We start from the raw sequence: 24,027 nt of genomic DNA, 5'->3' as shown, positions 1-24,027 counted from the left end.
CGAGTCCCTGAAATAAAATCAAAATAACATTCATGCTTTATTGCAAATAAAAAAACAATCCAATTTTAATTTTTAGAAAAACAGATAGTAATTTTAATCACTAAAAAACTTTTCTGCCTTAGTACAACCTATTAATAAATATTAGGTAACCTACACCCTAAATTACACACAATTATCACTTAAATATTCAATATTGATTTAACCTAAACTTGATGTAAAAATAACAGGTAATATAACACATAAATATATCAATATCAATGTTTTACAAACATCATTTATAGCTTACCTTTGAAGTGTTGAACGTTAAAAACCTCAAATTATGAAAAACGTAATCAGAAACACCAAAAAAGGAATCTTAATGGCAATCATGATGACTGCCTTGTTAAGTTTCGGCAAAGAAAAAGCATCATTTTTTAGTATCGTAAATGGCGCTGAACGAACATCGGTAACCTTAATCAATGTTGATCAAGGCGACCTTCTATCTATCAAAGATGAAAATGGTATGGTATTATATAAAGAGTCTATCCAAACGAAAGGCGTATTTACTAAAGGATTTGATTTAACATCGCTTCCTAATGGAGAATATCTTTTCGAATTGAACAAAGACGTAGAAATTTCTACCATTCCATTCAAGGTTGAAGCAAGTAAAGTATCTTTTAAAAAAGAACTTGAAAAAACATTCTTTAAGCCAATGACCAGAATTAAGGGAAATTTGGTATTCATTAACAAGTTATCGCTTGAGAAAGCGCCAATGGCTATTGAAGTTTACTCAGGAATTCATGGAGACTACGAACTTATGTACTCAGAAACCATTAAAAACACTGAGAAGATAGAACGCTTATTCCGATTAACCGGAATGAACATTGTAGACTACAAAATAATTTACAGAACAGAAGGTAGAGTATTTACCGAAATGATTAAAAGTTAAACCTTAACTAACTTGAATTTAACTTTAGGAGCGGGCCATTTGGCCCGCTCCTTTTTTCTTAAGCCTGGCCTAATGATGATATGGCAAACTACCGATCAAAATATGTCTTTTTAAAACAATTTAAGTTGCCCATCTTTATACTGTTCATGCAAACCGGTGTTAAGCTTTGGAAACACCTTATCCTTAAAATATTTTTGTTTAGCCAATTTTACCAAGTTACTTATTTGTTCGGCTATTTTGCCCTCGCCCCGCATTCGGGCACCGTAACGCGAATCGTTTAAACTGCCGCCGTGGCAACTTTCAATTTGGTGTAATACCTTATCGGCACGATCAGGCATTGTTTTATTAATCCAATCGGTAAAAATTTCGCCAATCGCACCGTTTAACCTTACGATAGTATGCCCAATGGAAAGCGCCCCATGTTCATCAGCGGCCTTTGCCAATGGTAAAATCTCGTGACTATTTATGGATGGAATAATAGGCGCCAGCATGACATTAACTGGAATACCGTTTTCGCTTAATATTTTTACAGTTTCCAATCGCTTTTTTATAGTGGCGGTGCGGGGTTCTAAAATACGACGGGTATCTTCACTTAAAGAGGTAATCGAAATATTCACTCCAACCAAATTATCTTTTGCCAATGTTTTAAGCAAGTCTAAATCACGCAAAATCAAAGCATTTTTGGTAATGATGCCCACAGGGTGTTTGTATTTTAAAAACATCTCCAAACATTTTCGGGTTATTTCAAATTGCTTCTCGGCAGGCTGGTAGCAATCGGTGTTGCCGGACATAACTATGGGCTGTGCTTTCCAACTTTTCTTTTTTAGTTGCGCTTCCAACAGTGTAGGTGCATTTTTCTTTACTAAAATGCGGCGTTCAAAATCTAAACCGGCGCCGTAACCCCAATATTCGTGAGTGTTTCTTGCATAACAATAAATGCAACCGTGCTCACAACCTTGATAAGCGTTCATGGAATACATCATACCCACGTCTGGGCTTTCAACTTTGTTGACTATGGTTTTTGGAAAGGTTTCTAAATACAGTGTCTTGTTGTTATCGGCTATTTCGCCTTCTTTTTGGCAGTATTCCAAAAAATCATCGCGGGTTTCGTGGCTATGCTCAAAAAATCGGTTATGCACATTTCTTTGCGCACCTCGGCCTTTTATAACAGATTTATAACTCATTTTCAGTAAATTAAAGGTTTTTGCTCTTAGTGAAGCCCTTTAAAATTACATATTATTTAAACCGAAAACTGTTTAAGCCAAGAGGGGTTATTAACAACTTGATTTTGTAAAAAATTTCAACTACCTTCGTTTAACGACGGATATAAAACATAAAAACGTTTTCATATCCCTAAGTTGGCAATAATTATAATAGAATTCTGCATGGAATTAATAATTATGTTAAATTTTTAATACGTTAATAATCAGATTTTTAACTCTGATTAAGCTTAGAATATATTTATACTATGAAAACAAGACACATTTTTCGATTATTAATTCTAATTCTTCTTCTTTCAAACTGTTCAAAGAATGATGATACAAGAATAACTAATGATGATACAAGAATAACTACTATGCAGGCAAAAGTTGATGGCGAATTAATAGTTTGTGATTCCAGAGTAGATATTATAAGAGGTGGATTAGGAAGTGGAGGAGGTTTCTTTGGGATTGAAGGATACACTGACGATAATATCGGTTTCTACTTGATATTTCCAATTGCTCAAGGAGTTGGAAATTATCAGTTCTTAAGTTTTTCAGGATCAATTCAAAATGAAGGATGGTATAAAACTGGTGATGTCAACATTCAATATAAATCGACCGATGGTTCTGTCATTGTAACAGAAGACACAGGGAGCAGATTTAAAGGTACGTTTGCATTCACAGCTGAACATGACGGAGATTTAAAAATAGTTTCAGAGGGTGTTTTTGAGATAGATTATTAAAAAACTATTGCCAACAATGTAAACCGCAATTACGGCGGTTTAGGCTAAAACTTAGGATGCCAGAACTAAATAGCAATTGGTAACGGCTGAAAAACAGTAATTTTAAAAATTCATAACTGACGGTTATACAAGGCCGTTAAACGAACCACTTTTCCAACCACTCTACTCCCCAGGAAAATCAGCCTTTCGTTTTTCTAAAAACGCGGTGGTGCCTTCGGTAAAATCTTCGGTATCAAAGCAGTTTCCAAAATCGTTAATTTCTACATCAAAACCGTTTACGCCATCTTTATAATTGGCATTTATAGCTTTAATGGCAGCACTAATAGCCACAGAAGAATTATTTAAAATTTTACCTGCTATTTTTTCGCAAAGCGGCAGTAACTCCTCTTGGGTAGCCACATGGTTTACTAAACCAAAAGTCAAGGCTTGTTTGGCGTCTATCATACCGGCAGTCATAATCATTTCCATAGCGCGCCCTTTCCCAATAAGTTGTGGTAACCTTTGCGTACCACCATACCCCGGAATAACACCTAACGATACTTCAGGCAAGCCCAATTTGGCATTATCGCTGGCTACCCTAAAATGGCAAGCCATGGCGAGCTCCAATCCGCCACCCAGAGCAAAACCATTTACGGCCGCTATAACGGGGGTAGACAGGTTTTCTACAAAATCGAATAATATCTTTTGCCCATTGGCAGCCAATTGTTTGCCTTCGCTAACATCGTAATCGGCAAACTCACTGATATCGGCGCCCGCTACAAAAGCTTTTTCTCCACTTCCAGTAACCAATATCACTTTTGTGCCTTTGTCTTCGTTAGCGGTCTTAAACGCCTCGTGGAGCTCCTTTATGGTCTCTTGGTTGAGCGCATTCAATTTTTTAGGTCGGTTTATGGTAATGGTGGCTATCCCATTGTTTTCTTCTAATAAAATGTTATTGTAACTCATAATTTTATTTTTTTATAATGGATTACTGCGCTCGCAGGAATTTATGCTTTGGGAAAACTTACCTTAAAAATAGTGCCTTCTCCTTTTTCTGTTTCAAACGAAATGGTGCCGTTGTAGGTTTCCACAATATTTTTCACCATGGCCAAACCTAAGCCCATACCACTACTTTTTGTAGTAAATTTGGGTTCGAAAACCTTGTCTTTGTTTTCCTCTGCCACCCCCATACCATTGTCGCTTACCGTAATAACGGCATCCGTATCGGTAGCCCCCACATGCACTTCAATTTTTGGGTTTTCTGTATTCGGTAGGGCCTGAATGGCATTTTTAACCAGATTGGTCACCACACGAATAAGTTGCGACCTATCAAACTTGGCAATTACTTCTTCAGCATCGGCCGTAAAAACAATATAGTCCTCGTTAAAAATATCCAATGCCAATTTAACAATTTTCACCACGTTGAGGGTTTCGTTTTGCTGCGCTGGCATTTTAGCAAAGTTTGAAAATGCTGATGCAATGGCGCTCATCGTATCGATTTGCTGAATGAGCGTTTTACTGTACTCGTCTATTTTGGTATGGATATTTTCGTCGTCTGGGTTAAACTTGCGTTGAAAGTTTTGAACGGTGAGGCGCATGGGCGTTAGCGGGTTTTTAATTTCGTGTGCCACTTGTTTGGCCATTTCTCGCCAGGCTTGTTCGCGCTCGCTTCGTGCCAATTGTATAGCACTCTCTTCAAGCTCATCAATCATGCTGTTATACGAGTTTACCAAAGTGGTGATTTCCTCACTAGTATCGTCTACTTCAATTTTTTGGTTGCGCTTTTCAAGTCTGGTAGTATTGATTTTATCGCTTATCGTTTTTAACGATTTGGTAATGTATTTTGACAGTAAAAACGCAATAACTATGGCCATAAGCAATACCAGCGCAAAAGCATAAGCTATTCGGATTAAAAACTCGTAGAGTTCTTTGTCGAGGAAATCATCTTTTTCTAAATACGGGATATTTAAAATGGCCAAAGGTTTTGATTTTTGGTCGGAAATAAACGTATACGAAGATTGAAAAATTTCGCCATTTTCCTTGCGTTTATCAACATAGCGGTGCCTCGCTACCTCGTTTTCGCTATTAAATTCTACATTATTATTTATAGCGTTTAAAATATCGGCATTTATACATTTATCGGCCGCACTGGTTTGCAAGCCAGCTTTTGATGAAATCAACAAACTGCCCTCCAAATCATAAATGTTAATTTGAAGTTTGTGGATATCGGCAATGTTATACACTGCTTCCTTAAAAATAAACGGGATGTTTTCGGTCTTGACTTCCCATGTATTTTGCCTGCCATTCAATACGCGTTTTATGTGGGCTTGAATGCTTCCCTCTTTACGCTCTAATCGTCCAGTGTGGTAATCCTTACTTTGCTCCTTGTACTGGTATATGGCTACTGCCGAAATAAGCACTGACGCCAATAACACCAACAATATCATGGCCAAAAAGATACGGGTACGTAAGGACAGTTTTTTTAGTTTCATAGAGAAATTATGATTCAATAAATATAGCAATAATCAAACCAAAAAGCCTAAGGCTTATTTAAAAGCTTGAAGTTGGCCGATAAGCGCGTTAGGGATTGGAATGGCATCCTTTTTTGAGGCCCGAAAAAAAGATATAATGCAAAGCCCGGCCACTTGCACGGCCTGAAGCGGATGGTGTGGCAACGCCCAAACGATTTTAAGCATCTGGGTTTTTGTCTCGAATATTTTTATAAATTTTAAATCCAAGCATGATAAGAATGCCCAAAACCACAATACCAATAACACCCCAAATCCAGTTTATAGCACTTTTTAATACCACCAAAAATACCACGGCAAAGAGAATAAATGTAGCGCCCTCGTTCCAGATACGCATAAAACTGGACGATTTTTTTACTACATCGTTTTGCAGTTGTTTAAAATATTGATGCGTTTTTAAATGGTAGATAATGAGCAGAACGACAAAGGCTAATTTAACATGCATCCAGGATTGTTCTAACCAGTAGGGTTGCAAAACCAAAAGCCAAACAGCAAAAATAGTAGCCAATATAGCCGATGGCCAGGTAATGATATACCACAAACGCTTGGCCATGAGTTTAAGCTGTTTGCCTAAAATTTCCTTTTCTGGCGATGGTTTATGAAAGGCTTCGATTTGGTAAACAAACAATCGCGGAATATAAAATAAACCTGCAAACCAAGTGATGACAAATATGAGGTGAAATGACTTTATATAGGCGTAATATTCCATACTTAGTTATTTACGGATAACGGATTGTTTTCTGTTTTCAAGTTCTTAATAATTTCCCGATTTAAAAAATAGCCCGTTACTAAAGTGGCCAAAACATCAGAAATGGGAAAGGATATCCAAACACCAAGTTCACCGCAAAACAGCGGTAAAATTAAAATAAGTGGTATAAAGAAAAACCCTTGTCGGCATAGTGTAAGCAATAAAGCGTGTTTAGCCTTACCAATGGCCTGAAAATAGGCCGCTCCAATAAGCTGAAGGGCAATTATAGGCGTGGCCGCAAATACCCAGCGCATGGCAGGTGGCGTTTCTTTTAAAACCTCAACATCGTCCGTAAAAAGTTTGGTAATGGCCTCTGGAAACACCATGAGCAAAATAAATACCACTGTAGCCAAACCTGCGGCATATTTTATGGCCGTATTTATGGTTTCTTTCACTCTGTTGTATTTCAGTGCTCCATAGTTAAAGCCTGCAATGGGCAAAAACCCTTGGGTGATACCATAAACAGGAAAGAGGGCAAACATAAGCATGCGCCCTACAATAGCATAGGCGGTAACCGAAGTTTCACCACCCAATTCGAACAGGATATTGTTCATAAACAAATAAGTAATACTCACAACGGCTTGTCTGGAAAGCGTCACAAAACCCAATGAACTTATTTCGGAAACGATGGGTTTATCTAATCCAAAATGTGAAAAATTGATTTTTAACTCAGAATTTTGAGATAAAAAGAACCACAAAATAAAGGCAAAACACAATAGATATGACCCCGTAGTGGCCCAAGCTGCCCCTTCCATTCCCAAATTCATGACATTGATTAAAAGGTAATCTAGCACCAAATTTGAAACCGATGGAATCATCATGGCATACATAGCGAATTTTGGTTTGCCCTCTGCTCTAATTACGGTGTTTCCCATCATACAAAGCGCTAAAAAAGGCACACCATAAAGTACAATGGTATAGTATATTTTGGCAGGCTCTAAAATAGCGCCCTTGCCTCCAAAAGCCGGCACTATATCGTCAACAAACCACAACCCTACAATAACCATAACTACAGTTAACAGCAGGGTTAATGTAATTTGGTTGCCGAAAGTTTTAAGCGCTTTATTTTGATTATTGGCACCTAGTGCCCGTGAAATTATAGACGCCCCCCCTACACCAATAGACATACCTAAAGCCGCAATAAAAAACGACACTGGCAAAACTACATTAATGGCGGCAATAGCAGTAGAGCCAATCCAGTTACCCACAAAAATAGTATCGACCAATATGTTGAGCGACATGACCAAAATACCAATGGATGCCGGCACTGCCTGTTTTATTAGCAGTTTACCAATGGGTTCGGTTCCTAATTCTTGCGACGATATTTTTTCCATTAAGCTACTTCGATATCAGAAGTTGTCCATTGGGTTATCCAATTCGACAATAAATCTACAAACTCCTTATCGTCGTTTAAACATGGTACGGTGGTAAACCCATTTCCACCTATTTCGTGGAAAATCTCTTGACCTTCCATGGCTATTTCTTCTAAGGTTTCCAGACAGTCACTAACAAAAGCCGGTGTTACTATGGCCATGTTTTTTACGCCTTGTTTTCCTAAACGCTCAATGGTTCTGTCGGTATAAGGTTGCAACCACGGGTCGAAACCTAAACGCGATTGAAACGATGTAGAATATGTACCTTCCTTAAGCTGAAGCGTTTCGGCCACTAATCGAGTGACTTCCAAACATTGGTGGCGGTAGCAAAACTCATGTGCTTTTGATGGTGTCACACAACAGCTCCCGTCTATCTTACAATGTGATTTGGTAACATCACTTTTACGTATATGCCGCTCAGGAACCCCGTGATACGAAAACAATAAATGCTCGTACTTTTTATCTTTTAAATGGGTTTTTATAGAGTTTGAAAGTACTTCAATATAGTCGGGTTTGTTGTAAAATGCAGGAACCGATTCTATTTTCAACTGCGGAAAATGTTCTTGGCGAAGCTCTTCTGCCAAAACCGTAATGGTTTCGGTAGTTGCCATAGCAAACTGAGGATACAAAGGAAATAATAAAACTTCTTCAACTCCTTTGTCAACCAATTCCTGAAGTCCTTTTTTTATGGTCATACTTCCATAGCGCATCGCTAGGGCCACCGGTACATCAACCTGCTTTTGAATTTTCTTTTGAAGTCGTTGTGAAATCACAATTAAAGGCGAACCTTCGTCCCACCATATTTTTTTGTAAGCTGCCGCCGATTGTTTTGGGCGTGTTTTTAAAATAATGCCTTTCACTAGTGCCGTTCTGGCCAGCTGTGGAATATCTATAACACGCTCATCCATTAAAAACTCGCCCAAATACTTTTTCACGTCTTTAGGCGTCGGGCTATCGGGCGAACCCAAATTAACTAATAAAATTCCTTTTTTCATAGCACAAAAATACAATACAAATCGATAAGACTCACCAAAATGGGGCATTCTCTTAACCAAACCTACATTTTACTCATTTGTATTCCTAGTCGTACGTTTAAAATAAATATATTTATACATTCGTTCTAGACAATACAATCACCTTTTCCAATTTTAGGAATTCCGCTTTTATGAAAAAATTACTGTTCTTATTTATCTGTTTTAGCTCGCTTCATTTTTATTCCCAACAGAAATATCAAAGTTTACTTTGGGAAGTTTCCGGAAATGGATTGGAAGAACCTTCATACCTCTATGGCACCATGCACGTTAGTAAGAAGGTTGCTTTTAGATTAGATGACGTTTTTTTTAAAGCGTTGAACAATAGTGAGAGCGTTGCTTTAGAATCGGATCCTTCAACATGGTTGGCCTATAATTATGAAAATAGGCCGCATTATGAAGACTACAATTTTTACCGAAAGGGGTTTTACACCAAACTATTTGAACTTAATCCCCCCGAACAACTCATGATAAGAAACAGCATAAGACTTGACAACAGCCTTATAAGCAACTATTTATACAGAAAAAATTATGGTTCCGACAATTTTGAAGAGGAAACCTATCTAGATATGTTTATATATCAAGCTGGCAAAAAGAAACACAAACCCATTATTGGCTTGGAAGATTTAGCTGAATCCAGATACTTAACTACCAAAGCATTATACAACAGCAATAAGAAAAAACCAGACCCTTGGGTGATTAAACTTTATGAAAAAGAAGGTGGCTTTTTTATTCAGGAAAACACATACAGAGAGCGAAATTTAGACTTACTGGACTCCATCGGTTCTGCCACGAACACCAATTACTTTAGAGAAAACATGCTTTTTAAAAGAAATGAAAACATGGTAAATGTTCTCGATTCCTTAATGAAAAAACAATCGGTATTTTCGGGAGTTGGTGCGGCGCATTTACCGGGTGAACGCGGCATGATTAATATGTTGGTTGAAAAAGGATACAAATTAAAGCCATTGTCTTCAAAACAAACTTCATACGCGAAATCTGAAAAAGAGAAACTTGAAAATTTGTTTTTAAAGCCCAAACTTTCTTTACAAACTACACCCGATAAATTTTTGTCCATTAAAAGTTTTGATACTCTAAGAGAGTTTTCTGGTAACGGTCATAAATATTATATAGCTCCCGATATGACCAACGGAGCGTTTTTGGCCATCAGTAGAATTAGCACCTTCGAATATTTACCTCATAAAGAATCTATTTCTTTAGAAAAAATAGACCATTTGCTATACGAAGATATTCCGGGAACCATTCTCAAAAAAGAACATATAGAATATCCTTTTCCTGGTATTAGTGTTTTGAATCAAACCAAAAAAGGCGATTACCAAAAATATCATATTTACCAAACGCCATTGGAGATTATCATTGTTAAATTCGGCGGAAAAAAGGACTTTGTTAAACAGTATGAAGAAGCTATTTTCAACTCCATAACATTTAAAGTGCCCACCGATAAATTCGTCACCTATACCGATCCGTTTAAAAAGTATAGCGTTTCACTGCCAGAAAACCACATTACCCAAAATATTGAACGCGCAGGTAAAAAATTAATTCAGGCCAAACAAGGTGACGATTATTATTTCGTTCAGGAATCGCCCTATAACGATATTGAATACATAGAGGAAGATGCTTTTGAAGCCCAATACATTCACACTAGTTTTTACAAAAATCTAGACATGAAAGAATTGTCGGGGCACTTTAAAAATTCTGATTACAAAAGCTATGTGTCTCAAGCAACAGATTCTTTACATAATAAAAATCTTTATTTAAAATCTTTGGTTAAGGATGGCAGCTATTATCTTTTGGGGTATTCTGGCAAAAGTGAACAAAAAGCCAAGCAATTTTTTAATTCATTAAAACTTAAAACTCCTGTTTACGAACAGTTCAAAAAAGAAATAGATACGTGTTTACATTTTACAGTAAAATCGCCCGTAAAACCTCCTTTGTCCATAAATAATTTTGGTTTTCACAATAGAAAAAAAGATTATGAGGAACATAGTAAAACCACAACTTACACATCAGACTCAAATGAGGAAATAACGGTTGCAAGAACCAAGTTTCACGATTTAAAGATGTATACCAACACAGACAGTTTATGGAACAGCGTGAGCAAAATTAAAAAACCCCCAGGCCCTATTTCTGAAAATCAAGAAAAGCTGAATATTTTTAATGAAAAACGGTTTAGCGAAAACGGAATTAACTATTATACGCACAAACTAAAAGATTCAACCAGTAATAAAATAATATTGGTCAAGTATGTTCAAAAGGCAGGCGTACTTTACAAATTAGCCGCTCTGCAAGATTCCATAAGCCAGCCATCGACCTTTATTACTAATTTTTATGAATCGTTCAGTCCTATGGACACCCTTTTGGGCGTTGATATTTTTGAAGATAAAACTACACACTTTTTCGATGCCCTAAAACAAAACGACAGCATTGTCTTAACAGGTTACAATGAGATTGAATTCTCAAAAAAGCATTCGCCAATAATTATTGATGCTCTCGAAAACCATAAGTTTCCGGAAGACAAGGACAAGATAAAATATCACTTACTTAAAGAGCTTATTAAAAACGATAAAAGCCAGAGGGTCACCAATTACGTTGAAAACCTCTATGTTAATTCGTATGCAGACCCTAGCATACAGAGCATCATTATTGAAGGTTTATTTCGAAGAAACGACAAATCATCACATAAACTAGTGCTGAATTTAATGAGCCGCGACCTGCCATTAGGGTTTAAAACACCTAGTTTAAATGTTTCGCACTTAAAGGCCGATTCATTGCAGCAAGTAAAAGTTTTGTTCCCAGGTTTACTGAAATTCACATCAGTTGAAGAATATAAATCACCGGTTTACCAATTGTTGTCTAAGTTAGTGGACAGCAATGTTGTTAAGTCCAAGCTTTATAAACCCTACAAAGACCAAATTATTAATGATGCTAAGGTGGAAATAAAGCGCAGTTTGGGCAACAATCGTCAATTTCATTATAAGTCCATGGGTAATTTTACTTTAAACTGTTACACCAAACTTCTATTCCCTTACAGAAATGAAAAATCGGTAAGAGCGTTTTATTCGAGAATGCTTAAAAGTGAGGATTGGGAAGCCCTAAGTACCTATTATGTACTATTGAAAAAGAACGACGAACAAATTCCTGCAGAGCTTAGAAGCAAAACCCTCCTCAAAAGGCCTGCGCAACATCTACTTTACACCAAATTGAAAAAGTTAAATCTTTTGACCGATGAAGAAACGCGTGTTATTGATTTAAAAACATTGGCAAAATCAAAATTAATGGATGGCATGGCTATAAGAATAGCGAAAGATTCCATTAACTTATTAGCAGAAAAAAATATAACAACCGATAATGGTAATTATATAAAGGTGTTCATCTTTAAACGCTTAAACAAGGAAAGCAATACAGAAAACAATTATTTGCATTTTATAGCTTTTGATGGCGACAAAACCGAAAAACCATATTACACGAGTAAAAGAAACGGTATCTCTATAAATGGTTTAAAAACTGAAGAAGAGGTTATTGAAGAAACCATGCTCTTAATAAAATACAAAGACCGTAAGCGCATAAAGATAAACCAACACTATTATTGAAACATGTGGTAAGTTTGAATAATCAATTTGAAGTTACCGCTTTAAACAATACAAAATTCCACCCAGTAAATGTTGCCTAAACTCTGGCTCTGAATACGACGCCTCAGTATGCCCCATGGCCGTGTAGAACGAGCGTCCACCATCATATTCGTGAAACCATGCTATGGGGTGATATTCACCGTTTGTTCCACCTTCATAGGTCGTTTCGTCTATATTCAGCAAGACATGGGTATCTTCATTGGTCCATTTAAAATTATACCATTCATCATAACGAGTCCATTGTTTTTGAAGGTGTTTGGTTGACGGATGGTTGCCATCTACCACGTCAATAGTCGCATCACTTTTTTTAGGATGGTTTACAAAATAAGCTCCAACCAATTCTCCAAACCAAGACCATTCAAACTCAGTGTCGGAAGCTGCGTGAATTCCCATAAAACTACCACCATTGTTGATATAAGCCTTAAACGCCTGCTCTTGGTCTTTATTTAAAACATCTCCCGAGGTGTTAAGAAAAACAACCAGATTGAATTTGTCTAAGTTTTGATTTGAAAACAGATTGGCATCTTCGGTATGCACAACCTTAAAACGGTTGGCACCTCCTAGTTCCTTAAGTGTTTCAACACCTTTTTCAATAGATTTATGCCTAAACCCTTCGGTTTTGGTGAACACCAACACCTGATTAGGAGCTTTGCAGGCACTTAACGATAAGGCAAGAAATATTCCCAAAAAAACTTTCATATACCTATGGCTTTTCTATCTTCCGAAATTTGTTGGTGATACAATTTTGGGCGTTCTTCACTATAATCGCAATCTTGAAAAATACCACAAGACACGTTAGAACGCACTAAAGATTTACCAGTTTCAAAGGTTTTTGACAAGGCTTCTATTTCTGTTGTTAAGTATTTCATGGGGGTTAATTTAAATCAATTCAACGACATAATATATTTTTTAGGTGTAGTGCCATACTTCTTTTTAAAAGCTGAAATAAAGTGGCTTGATGCACTGTAGCCTACTTTGTGGCCTACTTCATTAACGTTGTTTTCACCAGACTCTAAAAGTTTGCGCGCCACTTCCATTTTATAATCAAACAAAAAACTAAATACCGAATCGCCATAAATTTGCTTAAAGCCTTCTTTTAGTTTTTTCAGGCTAAGCCCAATTTCATCTGCCAGTTCCTGTAAAGTGGGTGGTTCGGCCATTCTCGAAACAATAATATCTTTAGCTTTTCTAATTTTAATAACGTTGGTTTCATCTACCAAAAATGGGCACTGCTCTATATCTGCATCTTCACTTTTGTTAAAATATAGACTTAATAATTCATACGCCTTCCCTTTAAAATACAAGGGTTTTATAGAGGCATTCAAGTTATAGTTTATCAATTGATTGAGCACAATAGCCATAGATGGCGAAATGACTCCGTCTTTATAATATTTTTTATCACGGTTATCTTCACTTAAAAAAGTAATGTAATCGGCCTCTTGCGAAAATAAACCATGAAACTTTTTAATGGAAATCAATATGGAAACCATCCAAGAATGCGGATTAATTTCTAAATTAATAGGAAGTTCTCGCTGCGGGTTGTAAAGCAATAATGAATTTTCTTCAAGAATATTAAGTCGATAGCGTCCTTCATTAAATACAAAGTGGCTAGACCCTTTTACACAAAAATGAAATTGGATATAATCACTATCTATTTCTTTTGCAACAGATTGCACATGGGTTTCTTCGTTTTTAAAGGTTAAAATTAATAGACCGTCCTCTACTTTAGTTTCTTCAAACGGACTTTTAGCGACACTTTTTTCTTTGTGAAATTCTGTATTCATACCTATTTATTTAGATTGATTCTAGTTAATCGAGTTAAAACCATCCTAATACCATACAAAAATATGATATTTATCATGTTTTACGAAAAATCAAGGCTAAAAAACCACAAACGATATTAAAAGTTCTTTCAGCGTTATTTTTTTCAACCACATCCCTATATTTTTGCTTCACAATTTCAGGTATACGCATGCAGAAGTACAACATTTCACGTAGTAACTACTTTTACGCCATTGGCTTAAGTTACAAAAAAGCCGATGCCGATACACGTGGGCGCTTTAGTTTGGATGACGAATCCAAATTGGCATTACTTACCCAAGCCAAAGAAAACGACATTGAAAGTTTGGTAGTAACCTCAACCTGCAATCGTACTGAAATTTATGGTTTTGCCCAGCACCCTTTCCAACTTATACAATTGCTTTGTGAAAACACTAGAGGTACCGTTGAAGAGTTTCAAAAAGTAGCCTACGTTTATAAAAACAAAGAGGCCATAGCACACATGTTTCGTGTGGGTTCTGGATTAGACAGCCAAATTTTAGGAGATTTCGAAATCATTAGCCAGTTAAAAACCAGCGCTAAACTATCTCGTAAGCATGGGTTGTTAAACCATTTTACAGAACGTTTGGTAAATGCAGTAATTCAGGCCAGTAAACGTATAAAAACCGAAACCGATATTTCGTCTGGTGCCACCTCGGTATCTTTTGCTTCAGTGCAATATATTTTGAATTCAGTTGAAGATGTGGCCAACAAAAACATTTTGCTTTTCGGAACAGGAAAAATTGGTCGCAATACCTGTGAAAATTTGGTTAAACATACCAAAAATGAGCATATTACTTTAATTAATAGAACCAAAGACAAAGCCGAAAGAATTGGTGGCAAGTTTAATTTGGTGGTTAAAGATTATGCCAATTTACAGGAGGAAATTAACCAATCGGATATTTTGATTGTAGCCACAGGAGCGCAACGCCCAACCATCGACAAGCAAATCATTCAATCTAAAAAACCATTATTGATTTTAGATTTATCCATTCCTAAAAACGTGGATGCCAATGTTGAAGAATTGAACCTTGTTCAATTGATTCATTTAGACCATCTTTCAAAGATTACGGATGAAACCTTAGAAGCCAGAAAACAGCATATCCCCTCGGCAGAAGCAATAATTGAAGAAGTAAAAACCGAATTTAACAGTTGGTTGGAAACCAGGAAATTTGCACCGACCATAAAGGCTCTAAAACAAAAGCTTGCGGATTTTGCTGCGTCAGAATTGGATTCCCAACGGCGAAAAAATGCGGAATTTAATGAAGCGCAAGCCGAATTAATCAGTAACAACATCATTCAAAAAATAACCAATCACTTTGCGCATCATTTAAAAGAAGATGACGTTTCTACAGACGAAAGTTTGGAACTTATTAAAAAAGTGTTTCAATTAGAAGAACCTCAAAAAACGAATGTCTAAAACCATTAGAATTGGCACGCGCGATAGTGAACTCGCACTATGGCAAGCCAACATAGTTCAACAACAACTTGAAAATTTAGGCCACAAAACAGAACTTGTTCCAGTAAAATCTACTGGTGATTTAGTTCTGGACAAACCACTTTACGAATTGGGTATTACCGGCATTTTTACACGAACGCTGGATATTGCCATGTTAAACCACGATATTGATATTGCCGTACACTCCTTAAAAGATGTGCCCACCATACTTCCAAAAGGAATTGTACAGGCCGCAGTTTTAAAACGAGGTAATGTTAACGACACCCTAGTTTATAAAAACAATGAGGAATTTTTGGGTGCTCGAGAAGGTATTGTCGCCACCGGAAGTTTGCGGAGACGTGCTCAATGGTTAAACCGATTTCCAACACATACTATTGTAGATTTACGCGGAAATGTAAACTCGCGACTTCAAAAATTACATGATAATGAAGACTGGAACGGTGCTATTTTTGCTGCCGCCGGTATTGGACGCATTGGCATTAGGCCAGAAGAATCCATTAATTTAGATTGGATGATTCCTGCACCAGCCCAAGGTGCTATTATGATAACCGCTTTGGATGAAGATGAGTTTGTCAAGAGTACTTGCGCAGAACTAAACCATGAAGAAACAGAAATTTGTACAACCATTGAACGCCAATTTTTAAATAAACTAGAAGGTGGATGTACGGCTCCCATTGGAGCATTGGCTTATATTAAAGACGAAGAAATTCACTTTAAAGGTGTATTGCTTAGCGAAGATGGCACGAAAAGAATTGATGTTACCCGAGTTAAAAAATTGGGTGAACACAACGATATGGCCCAATTTTGCGCAGACTTTGTGATAGAACGTGGTGGCAAACGATTAATGGACACCATTAAAAATTCGTCTAAAAAAACGAATATCTATTCCACCAAATCGCTAACTGAAGATCAACGTTTACTATTTAATGAAAAAGTGGTTGCAGAAAGCACGGATTTTATAAAAATCAGTTTAAATCGTATACCTCAGCGTATTTTAAATAACGAAATTAAAAACGTTATTATCACCAGTAAAAATGCAGTTGAATCGTTAACCACCAACTATTCGGCAAACGAACTGCAGTTTAAAAATATTTACTGCGTAGGCCGACGAACAAAACGCTTAATAGAGCGAAAAATAGGTGAAGTAAAACATAGTGAAAAGAACGCAGAGCACTTAGCCAAATACTTGGTTGAATTTATGGAAGGCACTGATGTGACCTACTTTTGTAGCGACTTAAGGCTGGATACGTTGCCAAACGTTTTGGAAGAAAACCACTTAAAAGTCAATGAAGTTGAAGCCTATCAAACTAAGTATGATGGAATAAAATTAAATGATTCCGTTGAAGGAGTAATGTTTTACAGTCCATCAACCGTTGAGAGTTTCACTAGAAAAAACAATATAGAAGTTATTGCTTTTTGTATTGGCGAAACCACAGCTAAAGAAGCGCGGAAACATTTTAGCGATGTAAGAGTAGCAAAAGTACCAACTGTTGAAAGTGTGATTGAGTTGGTGAATGCACATTATGTATAATTAGTTAATGGTTTTTGGTTGGCAGTTATTGGACTAACAACTAAAGACTAACAACTAACAACTAACAACAATGATTAAGAACGATTTATTTTTAAGAGCATTAAAAGGAGAAACCGTAAACCGTCCACCTGTCTGGATGATGCGTCAAGCAGGACGTTATCTTCCGGAATTCATGGAAATAAAGTCAAAATACGACTTCTTTACACGTTGCCAAACACCAGAATTAGCTAGTGAAATTACCGTACAACCTATTCGTAGATATGGCATGGACGCCGCTATTCTATTTAGCGATATTTTGGTAATCCCACAGGCCATGAATATCGAAGTGCAGATGAAACCCAATTTTGGTCCCTATTTACCAAATCCGGTGCGCTCTCAAAAAGATGTAGATAATGTAATTGTTCCAGATGTTACAACAGAACTCGATTACGTTTACCAAGCCATAAAAGCAACCAAAGAAAAGCTTAACGACGAAATTCCTTTGATTGGTTTTGCAGGTTCACCATGGACCATTTTATGCTACTGTGTACAAGGTCAAGGCAGTAAAAACTTTGATAAAGCCAAAGAATTCTGTTTTACCAATCCCGTGGCAGCACATGAGTTATTGCAGAAAATTACCGACACGACTATCGCTTATTTAAAAGAAAAAGTAAAAGCAGGCTGTAACGCGGTACAGGTATTCGATTCATGGGGCGGCATGCTATCACCAATGGACTATCAAGAGTTTTCTTGGCAATATATCCATCAAATTATTGAAGCCTTAAAGGATGACGCTCCAGTAATCGCCTTTGGAAAAGGCTGCTGGTTTGCCTTAGATGTTATGGCAAAATCTGGTGCTTCTGCTTTAGGTGTAGATTGGACCTGTTCGCCTAGAAACGCACGCTATTTAACAGGCGGAAATATAACGCTTCAGGGTAATTTCGACCCAACGCGCTTATTTTCTCCACCTTCAGAAATCAAAAAAATGGTGCATCAAATGATTAACGAATTCGGCAAGGATAAATACATTGTGAATTTGGGTCACGGTATTTTACCCAACATTCCACTTGATCATGCCAAGGCCTTCATCGATGCCGTTAAAGAATACAAAAGCCCCTCTTAATCTCCCCAAAACGGGAGAAACTGTAACTCATACTTTTATGAATTATAGAGATATTAATAATTTAAACGCCTTTAATTCCCTCTCCTTCGGAGAGGGTTAGGGAGAGGCCTATGATAAAAAACATCGTTTCAGGTATAAAAGCTTATTTCGGAGCCTTTAGTTTAATATCTAAACTTAAACTCTGGAAATATTTCGCTATCCCTATGCTTATTAGTTTTGTAACCGCCATTGTTATTTTTGGTTCTGCTTATGGCTTATCTGATAATGTTGGCCGCTTCATTTCTAAAATTTGGATTTGGGACTGGGGTAAAGAAACTTTTTCAACCATCAGTAATTTCATTGGCGGACTTATCATTATCGTTATTGGCCTTATCCTTTTCAAACATATTATTATGGCCCTTTCTGCACCGTTTATGAGCCCGGTTTCCGAAAAAATTGAAGCTCATTTTTCCGGTAATGTTCCGCATTCACACAGAAACACAACATTTATGCAGCAGTTGTGGCGCGGTATAAAAATTAACGGCAGAAACTTAATAATGGAATTGCTTTTAACCATTCCTATTTTGTTCTTGAAATTCATTCCTGTAATCAATATATTTTCAACCATATTGTTGTTTTTGGTTCAGGCCTATTATGCTGGTTTCGGTAATATGGATTACACCTTAGAACGCCATTTTCAATACAAACAAAGTGTTCAGTTTGTTCGTAAACACCGTGGCTTAGCTATTGGTAATGGTATTATTTTTATGTTATGTCTTTTGGTTCCCATTATCGGGGTTATTTTAGTCTTGCCACTATCGGTGACTGCTGCATCTGTAAAAACAGTCGACGCTTTAAATCTAAAACCGACAACAGCAAATGCTTAGTTTTGGTGACTTCAATATTCAACCCATACAAATTGAAGACTATTGGAACATTTGCAATTTTGTTGTGGCCAATGAAAACCGATTAAAGCGGTATTTTCCAAAAACATTACAACAAAATTCAACACCAGATTTATCAAAAATATTTGTTGAAAAACAAGTGAAGCAATTTGAACTGAAAGAAGAATTTCTGTTCACATTAAAATATAATCACTCAAAAACAATATCAGGTTTAATCTACCTAAAAGCAATTGATTGGCATAAAAAACAAGCTGAATTCGCCTATTGCATCGATTATAATTTTGAAGGTCAAGGCATCACCACAAAATCCATTAAACTGTTGTCTGATTATGCTTTTAAAAAATTAAACTTAAGAACATTACAAATTATAGTCCATAAAACGAATTCAGCAAGCATAAAAGTGGCAGAAAATTGTAATTTTACTTGGATTAAAACCCTCGAAAAAGAACACGCGCCACCAGGCGGAAATGCTCTGGACATGGAGTTATATGAACTATATGATGAAATTGAATAACCAATGAAAGACAAATTCTATCAATACATACAAGATTTACAAGATACCATAACTTCAAAACTGGAAGCTGTTGATGGAAAGGCAAAATTCCAACAAGATGTTTGGGACCGGCCGGAAGGTGGCGGCGGCCGAACAAGGGTCATAGAAAATGGTAATGTTTTTGAAAAAGGCGGCGTTAATATTTCGGGCGTACATGGCAAGTTACCAAAATCGATGCAAGCCTATTTTAAGGTTGGTGATGTTGATTTTTTTGCTTGTGGATTGAGTTTAGTCCTCCATCCCAAAAGCCCTATGGTTCCAACGGTTCATGCCAATTGGCGCTATTTTGAAATGTACGACGAAAACGGCAAAATTGTAGACAGCTGGTTTGGTGGCGGACAGGATTTAACGCCTTATTATCTGTTTGAAAACGATGCCAAACATTTTCACCAAACCTGCAAAACCGCATGCGATAAGCATAACACAGGATTTTATCCAAAATATAAAGCACGCTGTGACGAGTACTTTTACAACACCCATAGAAATGAGGCCCGTGGCATAGGTGGTTTGTTTTTCGATTATTGCAAAACCTCAGAAGATATGACCATGGGAAATTGGTATGATTTCGTAACTGAGGTGGGCGATAGTTTTTTAGAAGCCTACGTGCCCATTGTTGAAAAAAGAAAAGATTTATCTTATTCTGAAGCACAGCGTAAATGGCAGGAAATCCGTCGTGGTCGCTATGTCGAGTTTAATTTGGTACATGATAAAGGCACGCTGTTCGGACTAAAAACCAACGGACGAATAGAAAGCATTTTAATGAGCCTTCCGCCACACGTGCAATGGGTTTATGACCATCATCCAGAAGCTGGTAGCGAAGAAGAAAAATTGATTGAAGTATTAAAAAAACCTGTCGATTGGGTGTAAAAGATTTTTTGCTATCGTTAATGTTTTTTTGCGGGATTAATTCCTTTTCGCAACAGGATAGTATTTTAAAAAATGAATACGTCACTACTTTCCCAGACAAAATCTCAACTCGGATATCTTTAATAAATACTTCAAATAGTTTTTTTATTAACGAGACAGATACAAATTTAAATTACAGACTAAAACCAAATATTAGAGAATACTTAGGCGCTTCGATTTTATTTAGGAGTTTAGAAATTGCTTATGGCTTTTCACCTACCTTTCTAAAGTCTAATAAAGACAATAAAAATTCAAAACTATTCAATCTAAACTTTAGAATGTTCCAAAAGCAATGGATGCAAACCATAGATTTGTATAATCAAAAAGGGTTTTACCTAATTATCAATAATCAAAAAGAGTTGGTTTCGGGGGTTAAAACCTTTAAAATTGGTGGTTCAACATCCTATATTTTTAACAACAATTTTTCTTTTAGAGCTATCGGTTTTCAAAATGAATGGCAAACCAAAAGCACAGGCAGTTTTGTTCCTAGGCTCTACTATTACTACACAAAATACTCACTGAATGAAGAAGGTTTTAATGAGAATGCCTATTCATATGATATTGCTGTTGCACCTGCCTATTACTACAATTTGATTATTGATAAAAACTTTTTGTTCTCATTGGGAGCTTCGGCAGGAATAGGCGTTAATCACAGTTCTAATCTTGGTGACGGTCATATTACTTCTTTGCTTTATGAGTTTTCCGGAAGAGCCGTTATAGGGTATAATTCAGAAACATTTTTTGGTGGAATCAATTCAAATTTATTGATACTAGAGCACGATGTGGATAGATATACCAGACAAGATGATACGATTCCCTATTTAGAGTTTTATATCGGTTATCGTTTTAAAGCCCCAAAAAAATTAATGAAATTAGCAGACGATTTTAATCGTAAATTTGGACTATAAAAAATATAGTATGTTCCCACTTAGAAGAAATAGAAGACTAAGAACAAACGAAGCCATCCGCTCACTAGTTCGCGAAACCATAATTACACCCAACGATTTTTTAGTCCCACTTTTTGTGGTTGAAGGCAAGGGTACTAAAGATGAAATCCCATCCATGCCCAATTACTTTCGTTACAGTTTAGATTTACTGGAAAATGAAGTAAAAGAACTATGGAAACTAGGCTTAAAATCGGTATTGCTGTTTGTAAAAGTTCCCGATAACCTAAAAGACAATAAAGGCACCGAGGCATTAAATCCAAACGGATTAATGCAACGCGCAATCAAAACGGTAAAAAATGTGTGTCCGGATATGCTAGTAATGACCGATGTAGCGTTAGACCCTTATTCGGCTTATGGGCATGATGGCATCATTGAAAACGGACAAATTCTAAACGATGAAACTACCCATGTTTTAGCAGAAATGAGCATATCGCACGCCCAAGCTGGAGCTGATTTTGTTGCACCTAGCGATATGATGGATGGCCGCATTTTAACCATCCGTGAAGCTTTGGAAGATGAAGGGTTTACCAATACGGGCATAATGAGTTATTCGGCAAAATATGCTTCAGCATTTTATGGGCCTTTTCGTGATGCTTTGGATTCTGCTCCGGTAGATTCCATGGATATCCCAAAAGACAAAAAAACCTATCAAATGGATTATGCCAACCGTTTTGAAGCCATCCGTGAAACTGAAATGGATATTGATGAAGGTGCAGACATTGTCATGGTAAAACCTGGGTTATGCTATTTGGATATTGTTCGCGAAATTAAAAACGAAGTCGAGCTACCTGTGGCTGTGTATCAAGTTTCGGGTGAATATGCCATGCTTAAGGCCGCCGCCGAAAAGGGTTGGTTAGATCATGATGCCGTTATGATGGAACAAGTTACCGCTATTAAAAGAGCAGGAGCCGATATTATAGCTTCTTATTTTGCTAAGGATGTGGTGAAACTACTTTAGTTTTATTTCGCAATTATTGAATCTCTATGGTTTTTCCTGTAAGTTGCTTTTTAAAGCTACGACTACCAAGAAAACCTTAGAGTTATGAAAAAATCTTATATCGCTTTTTTATTATTATTTCCACTAATTTTTAGCAATTGTAAGGGCGAAGATATTTTAGATGATGAAGTACCTCGTGAAGTTCGAATTTTAAATCCAATACAAAACCTTTCTATATCTGCTACACACCAATATAATGCTTCTTATTTTAATAATGTTGGTCAGCAAGAAAGCATAGACATAGATTGGTCGAGTTCTAACGAAAATGTAGCCACAATAAATTCACAAGGTTTAGTTAATGCTCTCGCTGAAGGCCAAACTACCGTAAAGGCTATGGTAATGGTAAATAGCTCTATTGTTGAAAACAGTACTGTTTTAAATGTAATAATGAATGATGACGCGCCAACATCAAATAGTAAGTCTGGAGATATTGCCACTACAAGCAGTTATGAACTTTCGGGTAGTTTTATGCTCACCGAAATAGAGAATACAAATAATCTTTTGTTATCAATTTCTGAAGATTATACGGCTTCAACCAGTTTACCTGGTTTGTATTTATATTTAACCAATAACCCTAGCTCAGTTGCCAATGCGCTCTCTTTAGGACCAGTAGAGGTTTTTAGCGGAGCACATAATTACACCATTGAAAATGTGGGCATAAACGACTATTCATACTTACTCTATTGGTGCGAACCTTTCAGTGTTAAAGTTGGCGGTGGAGATATTGAATAAATAAAAAACTTCTTCTTTTTTATGAAAAAATATTTAAAAAATGCTTTTGTTATTGGATTTTTTTGTCTCCTTTCAATAAATAGTCATTCACAATGGACAAAAGGTAAAGGCAAGGGGTACTATAAATTATCCTTTTGGTATCTAGAGTCTGATGAGCACTACACAGATACAGGAGAAACAGACCCCAATGTTACCAGAGGGCAATACAACTTCAACTTTTACGGAGCCTACGGAATAAGCGATAAGATAGACGCCATTGTTTACTTCCCTTTTTTTTCTGGAACTTATGAAAATGATGTTATTTCAGGTACAACAGGAGAAACCATTTCTTCAGGAGAACGTTTTAATTCCATCGGGGATTTAGAATTAACTATGCAATTAAAGTTGTTAAAAACAAAAAGTCTTGCATTATCGGGCTCATTGGTTTTAGGTGTTCCCACAGGAAATAGCAGTGGTGGTAGCGATGGTAGCTTTCAAACTGGTGACGGTGAATTTAATCAGCTTTTAAGGGTTAATTTAGGCGTTCCTTTTAAACTTTTTAATACAAACTTCTACTCTAAAACCTATGTTGGCTTTAACAACAGAACAGAAGGTTTTTCAGATGAATTTAGAACAGGTTTAGAACTTGGAGGCAATATTTTTAACAAAAAAGTTTGGCTTATCGCACGTTCTAACATCGTTCAATCTATGCAAAATGGGAGTTTAAATGCACAAAACAGTCAAGGTAGTATTTTCGCAAACAACATAGAATATACTAGTATTGGTGGAGAAATAGCATACTATATTACTAAAAAACTAGGTGTTTCCTTTAATTTTACCGGTCTTATTAGCGGAAAGATTATTTATACAGAACCATCAATTTCTGGTGGGATTTTTCTGGATATAAAATAAATTCAATAAGCACATATTAATGTTT

At 36.6% G+C, this 24,027-nt stretch carries 23 protein-coding genes; 13 read left to right on the top strand and 10 right to left on the bottom strand.

Annotation, left to right across the window (positions count from 1 at the left end):
- Positions 1-319 precede the first annotated feature (319 nt).
- A complete protein-coding gene (locus ACIEHO_RS01070) occupies positions 320-928 on the top strand; it encodes a hypothetical protein (RefSeq protein WP_406967753.1) in 609 nt (202 codons plus the stop codon).
- 110 nt (positions 929-1,038) lie between these two features.
- Here the strand turns inward: ACIEHO_RS01070 and ACIEHO_RS01065 are convergent, their stop codons facing one another.
- Positions 1,039-2,112, bottom strand: coding sequence for a PA0069 family radical SAM protein (locus ACIEHO_RS01065; protein WP_406967751.1), 1,074 nt, complete (start codon positions 2,110-2,112; stop codon positions 1,039-1,041).
- A gap of 392 nt (positions 2,113-2,504) precedes the next feature.
- On the opposite strand from ACIEHO_RS01065, the gene ACIEHO_RS01060 reads away from it, so the two are divergent.
- On the top strand, positions 2,505-2,873 hold the full coding sequence (locus ACIEHO_RS01060) for a hypothetical protein (RefSeq protein ID WP_406967749.1): 369 nt from the start codon (positions 2,505-2,507) through the stop codon (positions 2,871-2,873).
- Positions 2,874-3,035: 162 nt separating this feature from the next.
- Here ACIEHO_RS01060 and ACIEHO_RS01055 read toward each other — a convergent pair whose 3' ends face one another.
- The 6 genes from ACIEHO_RS01055 to hemH are packed head-to-tail and all read right to left on the bottom strand — an operon-like array spanning position 3,036 to position 8,496.
- Positions 3,036-3,818 (bottom strand): enoyl-CoA hydratase/isomerase family protein, encoded by a 783-nt coding sequence (locus ACIEHO_RS01055; protein ID WP_406967747.1) that lies wholly within the window; start codon positions 3,816-3,818, stop codon positions 3,036-3,038.
- Positions 3,819-3,859: 41 nt separating this feature from the next.
- The gene (locus tag ACIEHO_RS01050) at positions 3,860-5,344 is read right to left on the bottom strand and encodes a sensor histidine kinase (RefSeq protein WP_406967745.1); all 1,485 of its coding nucleotides are present in this window, start codon (positions 5,342-5,344) and stop codon (positions 3,860-3,862) included.
- Positions 5,345-5,398: 54 nt separating this feature from the next.
- Positions 5,399-5,548: a hypothetical protein gene (locus tag ACIEHO_RS01045; protein WP_406967743.1), complete on the bottom strand. Its 150-nt coding sequence runs from the start codon at positions 5,546-5,548 to the stop codon at positions 5,399-5,401.
- Positions 5,541-6,089 (bottom strand): CopD family protein, encoded by a 549-nt coding sequence (locus ACIEHO_RS01040; protein WP_406967741.1) that lies wholly within the window; start codon positions 6,087-6,089, stop codon positions 5,541-5,543. Before ACIEHO_RS01040 ends, ACIEHO_RS01045 begins: the two co-directional genes overlap by 8 nt.
- Before the next feature lie 2 nt (positions 6,090-6,091).
- A complete protein-coding gene (locus tag ACIEHO_RS01035) occupies positions 6,092-7,462 on the bottom strand; it encodes an MATE family efflux transporter (protein WP_406967739.1) in 1,371 nt (456 codons plus the stop codon).
- Positions 7,462-8,496, bottom strand: a complete 1,035-nt coding sequence (gene hemH, locus ACIEHO_RS01030; protein ID WP_406967737.1) for a ferrochelatase — start codon at positions 8,494-8,496, stop codon at positions 7,462-7,464. Before hemH ends, ACIEHO_RS01035 begins: the two co-directional genes overlap by 1 nt.
- 170 nt (positions 8,497-8,666) lie before the next feature.
- On the opposite strand from hemH, the gene ACIEHO_RS01025 reads away from it, so the two are divergent.
- Positions 8,667-12,143, top strand: coding sequence for a TraB/GumN family protein (locus ACIEHO_RS01025; protein ID WP_406967735.1), 3,477 nt, complete (start codon positions 8,667-8,669; stop codon positions 12,141-12,143).
- A 33-nt stretch (positions 12,144-12,176) separates the two neighbouring features.
- On the opposite strand, the gene ACIEHO_RS01020 is transcribed toward ACIEHO_RS01025, so the two are convergent.
- The 3 genes from ACIEHO_RS01020 to ACIEHO_RS01010 are packed head-to-tail and all read right to left on the bottom strand — an operon-like array spanning position 12,177 to position 13,966.
- Positions 12,177-12,881: a ThuA domain-containing protein gene (locus ACIEHO_RS01020; protein ID WP_406967733.1), complete on the bottom strand. Its 705-nt coding sequence runs from the start codon at positions 12,879-12,881 to the stop codon at positions 12,177-12,179.
- Positions 12,878-13,051, bottom strand: a complete 174-nt coding sequence (locus tag ACIEHO_RS01015; RefSeq protein WP_406967731.1) for a hypothetical protein — start codon at positions 13,049-13,051, stop codon at positions 12,878-12,880. Before ACIEHO_RS01015 ends, ACIEHO_RS01020 begins: the two co-directional genes overlap by 4 nt.
- A 15-nt stretch (positions 13,052-13,066) precedes the next feature.
- Positions 13,067-13,966, bottom strand: coding sequence for an AraC family transcriptional regulator (locus tag ACIEHO_RS01010; RefSeq protein ID WP_406967729.1), 900 nt, complete (start codon positions 13,964-13,966; stop codon positions 13,067-13,069).
- A 188-nt stretch (positions 13,967-14,154) separates the two neighbouring features.
- On the opposite strand from ACIEHO_RS01010, the gene hemA reads away from it, so the two are divergent.
- The 10 genes from hemA (at position 14,155) to ACIEHO_RS00960 (ending at position 24,002) form a co-directional block, all read left to right on the top strand.
- Positions 14,155-15,420, top strand: coding sequence for a glutamyl-tRNA reductase (gene hemA, locus ACIEHO_RS01005; RefSeq protein WP_406967727.1), 1,266 nt, complete (start codon positions 14,155-14,157; stop codon positions 15,418-15,420).
- Complete coding sequence (gene hemC, locus ACIEHO_RS01000; RefSeq protein ID WP_406967725.1) at positions 15,413-16,990, top strand: hydroxymethylbilane synthase; 1,578 nt, start codon at positions 15,413-15,415, stop codon at positions 16,988-16,990. The genes hemA and hemC overlap by 8 nt, the downstream gene beginning before the upstream one ends.
- A gap of 70 nt (positions 16,991-17,060) precedes the next feature.
- Positions 17,061-18,092 (top strand): uroporphyrinogen decarboxylase, encoded by a 1,032-nt coding sequence (gene hemE, locus ACIEHO_RS00995; protein WP_406967723.1) that lies wholly within the window; start codon positions 17,061-17,063, stop codon positions 18,090-18,092.
- 110 nt (positions 18,093-18,202) lie between these two features.
- Positions 18,203-18,958, top strand: a complete 756-nt coding sequence (locus tag ACIEHO_RS00990; protein WP_406967721.1) for an EI24 domain-containing protein — start codon at positions 18,203-18,205, stop codon at positions 18,956-18,958.
- Complete coding sequence (locus tag ACIEHO_RS00985; RefSeq protein ID WP_406967719.1) at positions 18,951-19,490, top strand: GNAT family N-acetyltransferase; 540 nt, start codon at positions 18,951-18,953, stop codon at positions 19,488-19,490. The genes ACIEHO_RS00990 and ACIEHO_RS00985 overlap by 8 nt, the downstream gene beginning before the upstream one ends.
- A gap of 3 nt (positions 19,491-19,493) precedes the next feature.
- Positions 19,494-20,396 carry an oxygen-dependent coproporphyrinogen oxidase gene (hemF, locus tag ACIEHO_RS00980; RefSeq protein ID WP_406967717.1) on the top strand — a complete coding sequence of 301 codons (903 nt, stop codon included), beginning with the start codon at positions 19,494-19,496 and terminating at the stop codon, positions 20,394-20,396.
- Positions 20,387-21,343: a DUF4421 family protein gene (locus ACIEHO_RS00975; protein WP_406967715.1), complete on the top strand. Its 957-nt coding sequence runs from the start codon at positions 20,387-20,389 to the stop codon at positions 21,341-21,343. Before hemF ends, ACIEHO_RS00975 begins: the two co-directional genes overlap by 10 nt.
- A gap of 10 nt (positions 21,344-21,353) precedes the next feature.
- Complete coding sequence (hemB, locus tag ACIEHO_RS00970; RefSeq protein ID WP_406967713.1) at positions 21,354-22,340, top strand: porphobilinogen synthase; 987 nt, start codon at positions 21,354-21,356, stop codon at positions 22,338-22,340.
- 84 nt (positions 22,341-22,424) lie between these two features.
- On the top strand, positions 22,425-23,111 hold the full coding sequence (locus tag ACIEHO_RS00965; RefSeq protein WP_406967711.1) for an Ig-like domain-containing protein: 687 nt from the start codon (positions 22,425-22,427) through the stop codon (positions 23,109-23,111).
- A gap of 21 nt (positions 23,112-23,132) precedes the next feature.
- The gene (locus tag ACIEHO_RS00960; protein ID WP_406967709.1) at positions 23,133-24,002 is read left to right on the top strand and encodes a hypothetical protein; all 870 of its coding nucleotides are present in this window, start codon (positions 23,133-23,135) and stop codon (positions 24,000-24,002) included.
- Positions 24,003-24,027 lie beyond the last annotated feature (25 nt).

It is taken from the genome of Flavisericum labens (assembly GCF_045446075.1).
GTDB classification, from domain to species: Bacteria; Bacteroidota; Bacteroidia; order Flavobacteriales; family Flavobacteriaceae; genus Flavisericum; species Flavisericum labens.
Note: the sequence above shows the minus strand (reverse complement) of the source record. Positions and strands in the feature narration are given on the sequence as shown.